At 67.0% G+C, this 11,847-nt stretch carries 7 protein-coding genes and 2 pseudogenes; 4 read left to right on the forward strand and 5 right to left on the reverse strand.

All coding sequences use genetic code 11. From position 1 onward, the window contains the following. The 4 genes and pseudogenes from ACFOYU_RS18560 to ACFOYU_RS18575 form a co-directional block, all read right to left on the reverse strand. A partial coding sequence (locus ACFOYU_RS18560) for a carbohydrate-binding protein (RefSeq protein WP_377034749.1) occupies positions 1-1,105 on the reverse strand: 1,105 nt, incomplete at its 3' end. A 1,324-nt stretch (positions 1,106-2,429) separates the two neighbouring features. After that, positions 2,430-3,569, reverse strand: coding sequence for a thioesterase domain-containing protein (locus ACFOYU_RS18565; protein ID WP_377034750.1), 1,140 nt, complete (start codon positions 3,567-3,569; stop codon positions 2,430-2,432). A gap of 108 nt (positions 3,570-3,677) precedes the next feature. After that, positions 3,678-3,827, reverse strand: a pseudogene (locus ACFOYU_RS18570) (hypothetical protein); the annotation flags it as partial. Positions 3,828-4,051: 224 nt separating this feature from the next. Then, positions 4,052-5,200: pseudogene (locus tag ACFOYU_RS18575) on the reverse strand (AMP-binding protein); the annotation flags it as partial. 866 nt (positions 5,201-6,066) lie between these two features. Between ACFOYU_RS18575 and ACFOYU_RS18580 the strand changes: the two are divergent. From ACFOYU_RS18580 to ACFOYU_RS18590, 3 genes are all read left to right on the forward strand, one after another. Further along, positions 6,067-6,402, forward strand: coding sequence for a hypothetical protein (locus tag ACFOYU_RS18580; protein ID WP_377034751.1), 336 nt, complete (start codon positions 6,067-6,069; stop codon positions 6,400-6,402). A gap of 226 nt (positions 6,403-6,628) precedes the next feature. Next, positions 6,629-8,653, forward strand: a complete 2,025-nt coding sequence (locus tag ACFOYU_RS18585; RefSeq protein WP_377034752.1) for an AAA family ATPase — start codon at positions 6,629-6,631, stop codon at positions 8,651-8,653. A gap of 65 nt (positions 8,654-8,718) precedes the next feature. Then, on the forward strand, positions 8,719-9,678 hold the full coding sequence (locus tag ACFOYU_RS18590; protein WP_377034753.1) for a hypothetical protein: 960 nt from the start codon (positions 8,719-8,721) through the stop codon (positions 9,676-9,678). 100 nt (positions 9,679-9,778) lie between these two features. Here ACFOYU_RS18590 and ACFOYU_RS18595 read toward each other — a convergent pair whose 3' ends face one another. Next, positions 9,779-10,939 (reverse strand): M20 family metallopeptidase, encoded by a 1,161-nt coding sequence (locus ACFOYU_RS18595; protein ID WP_377034768.1) that lies wholly within the window; start codon positions 10,937-10,939, stop codon positions 9,779-9,781. A gap of 134 nt (positions 10,940-11,073) precedes the next feature. On the opposite strand from ACFOYU_RS18595, the gene ACFOYU_RS18600 reads away from it, so the two are divergent. Then, complete coding sequence (locus ACFOYU_RS18600) at positions 11,074-11,841, forward strand: IclR family transcriptional regulator (protein ID WP_377034754.1); 768 nt, start codon at positions 11,074-11,076, stop codon at positions 11,839-11,841. Positions 11,842-11,847: the final 6 nt, after the last annotated feature.

Raw genomic sequence — 11,847 nt, forward strand, 5'->3', positions numbered from 1 at the left:
ACGGCAGGCCGGCGGCCGAGAAGGTCAGGCTCTCGCCATCGGCATCGCTGAACCGGGTGCTCAGATCGAGGTTGAACGCGCTGTCCTCGGCCACCGTCGCATCGGCAATGCCGCCATCCACCACAACAGGCGCCTGATTGACCGCATTATCGCCGCCCAAATACATCAGAGAGATCTGATCGATGTTGGGGCCACCAGCTGTGGATCCGGCCGGGATGGCGAGCTTGATGGTGTTCTCGCCCGCGACGAGGTCCACCTGAACCGCTTTCTCGACCCATGTCTCCCACGTTGTGGCGGCCGCCCCACCGGGCACGAAGGCGACTTGAGACGCGGCCGCACCATTGACTGAAAGGTCAAGCGGACGGTTGGACGCAGTGGCATAGCGGATGAGGACGGCGTAAGTTCCGGCTGTCGGAGCATCAACGTTGAAGGTGATGGCATCGCCCGGATTGGAGCCAAAATCCATATAGGCGCCGCCGACGGCCCCCGCGCGGTAATTGCCGGTCGCATCGGGATTGCCGGCATCGACAACACGGGTGAAGTCCCCGTTGGATGGCACACCGATGTCCTGAACTGAGACCTCCGGGCCTTCCGCCTGGATCGTTGTCAAAGCAAGGGGCGTCTCGCCCGGACCGGACACAGCGATGACATCGATGTTCGGCGCTCCCCCGGATGTGGCCTGAACGATCCCGATCGTGAATGGCCCTTCACCCACTAAGGTGACGGGGAACGTCTTGACTGCCCAGCGATCAAAACCACCGGTGTGCGTGTTCTGCGGGCCGCCCTGCAGCTCACCGTTCACCGCAATCGCGATCGGCCGGTTGAACCCGTCGCCGCTCGTCCCGCCCGCGCCGTTCGCAACCCTGAGATGGATGTTGTAGGTACCTGCAGGAACATTGAGCTCGAACGTCGCCCTGACACCCGTGCTGGTGCCATTGATGTCGAGGTATCCGTCACCCGTGTACCCTTGGCGAAGACCGAACTCATCATATCCCACCGCGCCAGGCGCACCCTCCTGGTTCACCGTCCGAGTTCTGACCAGCGTAGCGGGGTCCCCAACGATCGTCAGAGCGTCGGATTCTGCCTGGAAATAGATCGCGTTCATGGCTGTAGATTCCTAGATCTAAGAGCAGTAAAACTGCGGTTTGTTGGCGTTTATCTTGGCGGCTATGGATCAAACGGCACTGATGTTGGTGGCTTGATCGCAGGATTCTGGGCGCAAACTCTCGATTCCGGAGCTGGAATTCTCCGGAAGAGGCCATGTGCCTTGGGGGGTCTGCTATGGAGAGGTCTCGGGATCTACGCTCCCGCTTCTTCGCATCGAGCGATGCCACCCAATCGCGGTGGGATCAGCCGATCCGGTCGCCCGGCGACGCTTTCATAATCATTCATCCCGGCGCTCTGATCTTGCAGCTTCTTGATTGACTATTGATGTCAATGCGAAGAGCGCATCAGGAAGAGGAAGACATGAGGCCTTAGGGGCTAAGCATTCACCTGGAACTGAAGCCTTGAAATCTCCGGTTGGCGCGGAAGTTGTTTTTGCTTTTTCTGACACCATCGACAGATATCCCCCGTGATTTCTTGGCCCAATTTGAGCTATCTCGATTGCCTTGGAACCGTTGCATGGAAGTTATCAGGGGGTAAATATCTCCTACGGATTACCCGCCATCCCACGAGGGCCCAGAATGGATCGGGACCGGGCGGAGGTGCCAAACCGGTGCTGCTGGATAAGATCTTCGCCACATTTTTGGCCAGACACCTCGAAAAGCGTCAGCTTCGGAGGTAACCGCATGTTCTTTATAAGCTATTTTGTTCACGGCGCCCTCAGAACCCCTCCTGCCGTGATCCATCCTTTGCTATCGAGAAGGGACCGAGGTCTCGCGACAAGGCAGGCCTTGGTCTCGCACCAGGCGGGCCCTCAGTCTCACCCCAGGACCGACCTTGGTCCTAATCCCTTGTAGTCCGAGACGACTGCCCGGCTGGCGACAATTTCCATGAAACCTGTCTCCGGACAGACGGGTCCGGTGGCAACGTGGGCCCCGGACATCAACGTGCTGGATCAGCGAAGACGGCGAACCATCAGATCGGCGTGTTTGCGATAGACGTGCCGCACCTACATTGATCGCCAGCTTCGGCTGCCCTACGGGTCTGCCGGCGGCTCTGCCGGTGACAGGCCATTCATGTACCGGTCGACTTCCGTTTCGCCACAAGAGCGGCTTCGATTCAGGGAGCCCCATCAACGCCTGCGGCGATGGGGCTTTCGATCAGCTTCCTGGCGGTAACTCAGACCACCTCCCTTGTCCGTCGGCGATGCCGCCTCCCGAGCTGCAGACCCATTGCGGCATCTGACACCGAGAAACGGTGACGGATCTGATCTCTGTGCGTCCCTTCGATTAGAACCAGACAATGGTTTGCCGACCGGAATCCGGTCATGTCTCCCTGCCCGGCTCAGGCATCGCGATGTCGCCTGATCGCGCCTGGCGGCCCGCTTCCGGACGACAGGATGCGGTCCGCTGGGCTCGATCCTGTGGTTCGCCGCTGCCGCAGGCCAAGCAGTCGATCCGCTGCCGCAGATGGTTGACCAGGAGCTCGGCGCCGACATTCAGGCAGTAATCGTGCCCGCCGGGCAGCTGGATCACCTCAAGCTCTGAGCTGAGGCGGCGCCACGCCCGGCCGTCATGGCCGGCCGAGTAGAAGATCACCGGCACATCGAGCGGCGCAGGCAGATACCGCGCCATCGCGAGCGTAAAGGCCTCCCGTCTCGGTGACGGAGGAAAGCGCCTTTCGCTCCTGAACCAAGCATTCCAGGTCCTGGCCAGCAGCTCGGCCGGGGCCATCTTGAGGATCCGCTCCAGCCGCGCCAGCTGGTCATAGCCCCGGCCCACGTCCCGCGCCGAAAGAGCCTGGTTCATGACCCTGAGCACGGCCCGCATGGCCGGGCGCGCGCTGACGGTCGGCGGGTCGACCATCGCGACCAACTCGACCTCGTGCCCGGCCGCCCTCAGCAGGCGGGCGGTCTCGAACGCCACCAGGGCGCCATTGCATTGCCCTCCTAAGAGAAAGGGACGGCCCCTCGCATGCCTTTCGAGAATAAGCGGAAGGCGGTCGGCAGCCATCGCCTCGATCGTCGGCGGAATTGGCTCCTCATGCAGACCATGGGGATCAATGGTGATGACCGGATGATCGGGTCCGAAAAGGTTCACCATTCGCCGCACATACAGGCCGCCGCTGGCGAAGTCGCCATGGAAAAAATACAGCGGAGGCCGGTCGCCGTCAGCATGAAACCGGAACAACGGGTTCGCCGGTGAGGTGGCCTGCGCTGAAATACGGGGGAGAAGCTGACGGATTGTCTCCGCCCCGAACAGGATCGTTTCCGGCACGCCATGTCCGACGAGCCTTTCGATCTCGATGAGCATTTCGGTTGCAAGGAGGGAGTCGCCACCGGCCGCAAAGAAGTCGTCGTCGATCGTCACGGTTTCGGATTTAAGCAGCCTCCGCCACAGTTGCAGCAGTTCGACCTGCAGGTCCAAGGGAGGCCGGCTGACGACGGGTGCGGGCACGGATGCCATGTCCTGATCCGGCCTGGTGAGTGTCTCACCGAGGCGGCGCCGCTGAACCTTGCCCGAGCTGCCCTTGGGCAACTGGTCGAGGATCAGAATACGATGGGGGACTTTGTAGGACGATATCTCGCGTCGCAGGAATTGACGCAGCGCTTCAGGAGTGGTTTGCCGGCCGCAACGAAGAACGACCGCGGCAGCAACATCCTCACCAAGGCGCGGGTGAGGGACCGCGAAGGCCGCGGCCTCGGCAACATCCGGATGCCGCAGGGCGCAGCATCAATCTCGACAGGAGAGATCTTTTCACCGCCGCGGTTGATCAGTTCGCTCAGGCGGCCGTGCAGGGAGAGGAAGCCGTCCCGGTCGATGCTGCCGATGTCACCTGTTCGCAGCCAACCCGCGACGAAGAAGGCACGATTGAGCTCGGGCGCATCAAGATACCCGGATATGACCGTGGGTCCGCGAACCCAGACCTCGCCCTTCCCGCCGGCCGGAACCGGATTTCCGTCCTCGCCGACAATCATCACCGTGTCAGCCCATGGCCTGCCGCATGTGCCTGGGCGGCTGGGGCCCGGCGGCGGCTGGTTTGTGGCGATCTGCGCTACTTCACTGGAACCGTAATGCTCCAGCACCGGCACCCCGAGGCCTTGCTGCAGCTCCTGCAGCACTCCGTTCGGGAGCGGCGCCCCTCCGGACAGGACGAAGCGGAGGGTGTGCCTCGCCTGCACATCCGCGATGGCTTGCACCCTTTCCAGCACGGCCCGGTGGAGCGAAGGTCCGGCAGAGTACCAGGTCGGCCTCAAGGCATCGAACCATTCATCTGGATCAACCACTGCGGCATTGGCGGGGAATGCGATGCTGCCTCCGGTGAGAAGCGGCGTGAAGACCGTTACTTTGAGCCCGTGCGAATAGTAAATCGGCGACACGCTCAGGCAGCGGTCCTGGGAGGTGAGACCAAGCCAGGTCCGAAGGCGCGCCGCAGCCGCCAGCATGTTGGAATGGCTGAAGGGGATCAGCTTCGGCTGTGCGGTCGTGCCGGATGTCGACAGGATGAACGCGGGCGCGCCCGGGTCCGGCCCTTCGTCGCAAGCGGGGGAGCCGGACAGGTGACCAGTGAGGATGAGGCCGAGGCGCCCCTGTCCGACCGGGGTGGCTTCGATGATGGCGATATCCCTGCCTTCCGCAGCCTTCCGTCCGTCGGGGGCGCTGCCCTGCAAAACGAGAAGCGCGCTGAGACGCAGCACGGCAAGACGCTGGTCGATCTCGCTCCGCGTCAGTCGCGGGTCGAGCGGCACCGCCACGGCGCAGCAGGCAACCGCCAGGACGGCGAGAGCCGCTTCCGGACCATTGGGCATCAAGACGCCGATGCGGGCGTTGCTGCCGAGCCCGGCCCGGCGCAGCTGATGTCGGATCCCATCCAGCTGGCCTTGCAGTTCCCTGTATGTCACGGGCGCGAAGCCGGAGGAGATGATGGCCGGCTGGCAGGAGAACGAGATGGCGTTCCGGTCTATTGCCCGCCCCAAGGTCGTCGGACTGCTCTCTTGGGCACCCGTTCCAGTCTTCGTGGTTTCGCTGCCGTTTTCGAGATGGAAGGGTGTCCTGTCTTCCTGGAGCACAATGCATCCTCCAACCGCCGGGAGCATCACCGGCCTTCAGTCACGTTGGGGCCTCTTCACGGAACCGTGAGGTGATCCATCCAAGCTGCAGAATGCGACGCCCGCTTTGAAGACCACCATAGGAGTGAGCCACCTTCGAACGGAGTAGAAGCACCTGCGCAAAAGGATCAGACGCCCGATCGCTCCAAAGGTCCAATCAACCGCGACCTCCGGCGGGGCCGGATCAGGAACTCACGCGGCGTACCGACGATTGCCAGCGGCTACGGCCATCACATTGGCCCTCCCGGGTCAGGGAGCCGGGTTGCCGAAGTCGTCGGGTTGCCATGAACATGCCGTATCGCGGCAGGCCGTCCATGCTCCGGTTTCGGACCCGCCTCTGACGAGGCGGATTCTGCGGCGGGTGGTGGATCCTGCGCGTTTTGGAAGAGCCGGAAAGTCAACGAGCGAAGACCGAGAGGCGATGTTTGTCTGCACATAGCTGCATCGATGATGGCTGCACGGCCAACGATGGGCCTGTCTCCGTTGACGAAAAACATCATGGCATCTGGCATTGCAGATATGGCGGGGCAGACTTGGCGAGCATCGGCTCCCGTTCCAAGCCCGCCCGCGGCACAGGAAGAGGGACAGGATTGGCCCGGCCGCTCAGGCTCTCCAGGTGATGTGCCCTATGGGGTGGGAAGGCGAAAGGGCTACTGGCCCTCTTCATGGTCCGTTAACCAAACCTGACAGAATTCCGGGAGCCGTGCTTGTCCTAGGAATACATGCGCCCCATCTGGAACAGCACCAGGCCCGCAAACCCTGGTGACCGGATGGCCGGAACGGCTGCCGGCGTGGGCGGCAACCCGCGCCAACAGCCTGACCATCCCGTCCCCCTGCCCTAACAGGAGAACAACATGGCTGATGCCCTGTATAGCGAAGCTGCGCCTTCGCGCAACGGCGATTGCGACGCCTCCGTCGCCTCGCCCCGGTCCACCGCCCTCCCCCTCGTCACCCGCCCCGCGCCCCGCCCGTGCGCCGGCGCAGCCTGCGCCGATCCCGGCCCGGAAGCCGCCGTGCTCGCCACGGCCGCTCAGGCACCGGTCGTCGCCCTCGGCGATCTCGTCGGCGCCATCCCCGACCACCCGCAGCCGCTGGCCGTCATCCTCGCCCTCGTCGACCAGGGCCGCCTCGGCATCGATCTCCAGGCGCCGTTCGGCTCCGACCTCCGCCTCTGGCGCCGGAGCGCCTGACCGCCCCCGCCCCTGCCGGCAGTCCCAGCCCCCGTCGCCGCGCGTGAGCGGATGACGGGCCGGCGCGCCTGACAGGTGCGCCGGGAGCGGTCCCTCGTCCCGCACAGCCCCGCCCCCCGCACCGCCGTCCGGGCAGCCGGGGCGACCTCGCCCGGGCGCTCGCCGCATGAGCGGCATGCCCGGCCGCCAGCCCCCTTCCCCTCATCCCCGTGGAGTGATCCCGCCCATGCCCGTGTCCCCCTTCCTCCTGGCCGCCAAGGCCGTCGACCGCCCCGACAGCACCCCCGAGGGCTCCGAGATCGAGATCGCCTTCGACGCCTTCATGACCGGCAGCCCGGACGCGGCCGGCCCGGGCACGCCACCGCCCCCGTCGCGGCAGGGACGCCCCGCCTCGGCCGTGGCCCTCCTGGCGGACCTGTGTCTCGACCGGGCCCTGGGACGGGCCGGGCGCCGCCTCCTGCGCCGCGGCGGTCCGAAGGTGGTGCTCATCCGCGTCCCCACCGCCGTGTGGGTCGAGCCGGTCGAGACCGCCGTGCGCGAGCTCGCCAGGACCGGAACGGCCGTCGTCACCGCAACGGCCAGGTCCAAGGCCGGAGCCGCAGCGGACGAGGCGGCCGCCCGCCTGATCGCACGGGGGGCGCTCGTGATCGGCATCGCGCCCGCTCTCGACTATCTCGCGCCGGGCCTGGTGGCCGCCGCCGACCTTCAGGTGACGGTCAGTCTGCCCGATGCTGCGCTCATGAGCGAGGCCGTCCGCCGCTGGTGCCGCCGCTCCGCCACCGGCCTCGGGCCGGAGGACCTGACCGGCCTTGATCTGCCCGATTATGCCGCGGCCCTGCGGCCCGGATCATCGCCGCAGGACTGCGTCATCCGCCTCAGGCGCGCCGCCCGGCGGCGTGGGCCGGGGCTTGCGGCCGACGGCATTCCCCGGCTCGAGGCCCTGAGCGGCTACGGCGCCGCCCGGGACTGGGCGGCGGCAACCCTGGCCGAGATTGCGCAGGCGCGCCGCGCCGGCACCCGGCCGGAGCTCGAATCCTGCCTGTTCTTCGGCCCGCCCGGCACCGGCAAGACCCAGCTGGCGCAATCGCTTGCCCACACGGCCGGTCTTCCGCTCGTCGTGACCAGCGTGGCGGAGTGGTTCTCGGGCTCGGCGGGATATCTCGACAGCATCGTCAAGCAGTACACCCAGTTCTTCGAGACCCTGATCGCCGCCGCGGCGGCGCCTGGCAGTGCCGTCGTGGGCTTTCTCGACGAGGTCGACGCGATCCCGAACCGGTCGACCATGTCCGGCCACGGCTCGACCTGGTGGAGCCCGGTGGTCACCGGGCTTCTGCTGCAGATCGACCGGCTGCGCCGGCTGGCCCCCAACGTGGTGCTGCTGGGGGCCACCAACCACCTCGAGCGCCTCGACCCGGCGCTGCTGCGGCCCGGGCGCTTCGACCGCCACATCGCCATACCGCCGCCCGACGAGGCCGGCCGGGCCGGCATTCTGCGCACCCATCTGGGGCCTGACCTTCCGCACGCGGACCTGACCCGGATGGCGCGGCTGTGCCCCGATGCCACCGGGGCGGTCCTGGCCGGCGGCGTGAGGGCGGCGCGGCGGCGGGCCCGGGCCGCCGGACGGGCGCTCGACGAGCAGGATCTCCTGGCCGAGCTCCGGCCGGCCGATCCGCGCCCGGAGGAGGAGCGGCGGGAGGTGGCCCTGCACGAGGCGGGCCACGCGGTCCTGGCCCTGCGGCTCGGGCTGGAGGTGGCCCATGTCACCGTTCAGGCGGGCGGGCGCGCGGCCGGCCACACCCGGATCATGCCGCCGGGCGGCCTGCCGGACCGGCTCGCGCTCGAGGCTCAGGTGGTGGCAACCCTGGCGGGCCGCGCCGCCGACCAGGTGCTCGGCCGCGGCCCGACGGCGGGCGCCGTGGCGGATCTGTGCGAGGCCACCCGCCTGGTCACCGCCATCCATGCGAGCTTCGGCCTGGGGGCGACCCTGGCCCACCGGGTGGCGCACGAGGAGGCCGAGATCCTGCTGCGGTACGATCCGAGGCTCAGCGCCCTCGTCGAGGCCGACCTGCAGCGCCTGATGGGGCAGGCGGTGGCCCTTGTCCGCCGCCATGACGAGGCGATCCGCACCGTCGCCGGCGCGCTGCTCGCCCGCACTACCCTGGTCGGGGACGAGGTCGCCCGGATCCTGGCGCGGGCGCCGGTCCCGGCCCGGGCCGGAACCCACCCCCCGCAGGGGCAGGCGCCCGCCTGACCCTTTGATCCTCCACCCTCCGCCCTCGCGCCCTCGTCCTTTCCTCCCCCACCACAGGATTGCCCATGTCCACACCCACACCCTTCCGGCCTGCCTGCGACGAGACTGATGAGCTCGTCATCGAGCGCCATGCCCGCGAGCCCGCGGTCTGGATCGTCCACCACCGCGAGACCCGGCTCATCGTCGGAACCGCACCCTGGTCCAGGGCACGGGTCCTCCTGAGCCGGAGCGAGTTCCAGCACCCGTCCTGCTACGCCCTTGTCGGAGACACCGATGTGCTGCAGGACGGGCGCGGGGTTGCGGGCACCCATATCGGCCGCACGGGGCGTCCGCCGGCGCGCGCGCGGCAGCATCGTCACGCGCCGCCGCTGGCCGGGATGAGCACGCTGACGGTCATCAGCCTCGACAGCGGCCGCGGGCTGCTGCTCGAGGAGGCGGCGGCGCTGGAACAGGCGCTGCACGAGGCGGCGGCGGCCGCGGGCTCGCACCAGGTGGTGAGCCGGGCTCCGCGGGACCGGGGGCTGAGCCCCGGCGTGGTGACGCGGGTGCAACGCTGGCTCGACACGCTGCGCTGGATGCTGCCGGTGGCCCGGTGCGATATTCTCGAGGCCGGGCGCAGGGCTGCGCCGCGGCCCGGCGCCCGGGCTGAGCCCGAGCCGGAGGCGGCGGGCCTGCCGCCGAGCATGGGCTGGACGACCCGGCTGCCGCAAGGCCTCCTGGCCCGCGCGGATGTACGCCGGTTCCGGCTTGAGCGGGGCGAGATCAGGGCCACGGCGCTGGTGGTGGACGGGTGGTGCATTCTGGAGGAAGGCTCGCATGCCCGCGCCGGCGAGATTGCGTCGCTACAGGCCGGCCTTCGCAACAAGCGGCACGCGCTCCGGCGGGCCGGGATTCTCGAACCGGTGCCGGGGCGTCAGGACCTCTGGGTCGCCACGGCCCGCGTGGGGGTGCCGTCGCTGACCAATCTCACCCGGCTGATCCTGGGCAACAATGCCCGCCACCAGGTCTGGCAGCAGGTCCCATAGGACATCCCAAACCGCGCGTGCCCGGCAGCCGCCCCGCGACTCAGCGGTCCGGTTCGCGGGGGTCCCGGGCTGCCCCATGTTGAGGTCCTCGGGAGATGGCTCAGGAGCGCAGGCGCATGACCGAAAGAGCCAGGGCCTGCGCGCAGGGCACCAGACTGTCGACGAGCACATACTCGTCCGGCGTATGCCCGCCATCACCGACGGGCCCGATGCTGCAAAGGGTGGGACAGCCCTTCCCTGCCGTGAAGCCGGAATCCGCACAGCCGCCCGTGAACTCGGCCTCGACCGCGAATCCGACATCCCCCGCCGCCTGGCGATAGATATCGAAAAGCGCTCGGCTCTCAGCCGTCTCCTCCAGGGGAAGGAACTCGCCTTTGATCGTCAGTTGCGCCGTTGTGCCCGGAAGGGAGCAGTTTTCCACGACCCCGCGGATGGCATCGATCATGGCGGCGCGATCCTCGCTGCGAACGTAACGCAGATCGATCTCGCCGCAGGCATGGGGCGCGATCGTGTTGACGGTCTGTCCGCCGCCGATGAGCCCGACATTGACTGTGATTCCGCGGTCGGGATCGGTCAGCCTGTGAAGGGAAAGCACCTTCCGGGACAACTCCTCGATAGCCGAGACCCCCCGCTCGTAATGGGCTCCGGAATGGGCCGCCTTTCCGTACACGTCGAAGCTCATGAAGACGCCGCCCTTGCGGCCTCGGGTAATGACGTTCGGTGCACGGCTGGGCTCGGCATTGAAGACCGCTCGCGACATTCGGGCCTGCGCCTCGATGACCGGCCGGGAGGATGGCGAGGCGATCTCCTCATCGCTGGTCACGAGCGCCACGATGGGCGCCGGATGGCCGCCGAACTTCGCCAGGGCGGCGATCACGAACGCGTTCATGACGAGACCCGACTTCATGTCGGCCACGCCGGGGCCGTAGGCACGGCCGTTCTCGACCCTGAACGGCCGCCGGCCTGCCTCCCCCTTGGGAAAGACCGTGTCACGATGCCCCATGAGCACGATCGGTCGCTGGTCGTTGGCGGCCTCGTGCGGCAGCGTCGCCCGAATGGCATCGCCGAAGGTCGGATGAGGCAGGATCTCGACCTGGAGTCCGGCCTTGTCGAAAAACCGGCGGAGCGGCTCCCCGGCCGCGTCGACACCCGTCTTGTCGTAGGTTCCCGAGTCGGTGTTCACCAGATCCCCGAGGAGCAAGACCATCGCCTCTCTCTGCTCCGCGAGCCACTCGGTGACCCTGCCCTCCCCTTCGGTCATGCTGCCCATTGAATCCTCATTTTGCAGTTCCGATTGCACAACTTCGAGGCTTGCATGTTCAGCTGGGCAGGGCTAGTCATATTTCCAATATGTGAAACACCAGTTGCAAATTCTGGAACTTTTGGACCAGTGATGTGACGACCTTGGCAAGTGTAGCTGCGGTTCTTCGATGCTTCTCGGAAGAACGCACCGAACTGACGGTGACGGATGTCGCGGCCCTTCTTCCGGCGCCGAAGAGCACCGTTTCCCGTCTGCTGCGGGCCATGCGGGACGCTGGTTTCATCGAGAGCATCGGCGCGACGAAGCGCTACCGTCCCGGTCTGATGCTGTTCGAGGCTGGAAACGTCTATCGGCGCGCCTCCTCTCTGGTTGCCCGAGCAGACGAGGTCGTAAAGGCCGTCTCGGGTCAGGTCGGGCATTCCGGCTATGTCAGCATCCGCGCCGGCCATGACGTGGTCGGGCTGACCTATCACCCCGGCTCTCATGTCCTGCGCGTTGCGACGCCCATCGGGCGCCGCCTCGCGGCCTTTGCGAGCGCAACCGGACGCACGCTCCTTGCGCGGCTCAGGGACGAGGAGGTGAAGGCGCTTTATCCCACGCTGCCTATGCCCCCATCCCCGAACGCACCTCAAAGCGTCGACGAGTTGCTGGCGCGGCTGGCGAAGGTGCGTCAGGAGGGATTTGCCGAATCCAATGACGAAGCCAACCGGGGGGTCGCCGCCATCGCGGTGGCGGTCGGTGATCCCGAAACCCGCGAGGCGGTCAGCCTCTGCGTCACCTTTCCCTCCTCAACGATCACTCAGGGCGAACGCGACGCGATCATTGATGGCCTCCGGGCGGGGGCCAGGCGTATCGCGGCGATCCTCGGCGACGATCCCGATTACAACACCAGAACCCATTGAAAGAGA

This window comes from Microvirga sp. GCM10011540 (assembly GCF_042650665.1).
Classification (GTDB): domain Bacteria; phylum Pseudomonadota; class Alphaproteobacteria; order Rhizobiales; family Beijerinckiaceae; genus Microvirga; species Microvirga lenta.

What these genes read in the sequence shown, in the direction of transcription:
- ACFOYU_RS18565 (WP_377034750.1), bottom strand. Translation starts at nt 3,569, where the DNA reads ATGGCATCCGTGCCCGCACCCGTCGTCAGCCGGCCTCCCTTGGACCTG.
- ACFOYU_RS18580 (WP_377034751.1), top strand. Translation starts at nt 6,067, where the DNA reads ATGGCTGATGCCCTGTATAGCGAAGCTGCGCCTTCGCGCAACGGCGAT.
- ACFOYU_RS18585 (WP_377034752.1), top strand. Translation starts at nt 6,629, where the DNA reads ATGCCCGTGTCCCCCTTCCTCCTGGCCGCCAAGGCCGTCGACCGCCCC.
- ACFOYU_RS18590 (WP_377034753.1), top strand. Translation starts at nt 8,719, where the DNA reads ATGTCCACACCCACACCCTTCCGGCCTGCCTGCGACGAGACTGATGAG.
- ACFOYU_RS18595 (WP_377034768.1), bottom strand. Translation starts at nt 10,939, where the DNA reads ATGACCGAAGGGGAGGGCAGGGTCACCGAGTGGCTCGCGGAGCAGAGA.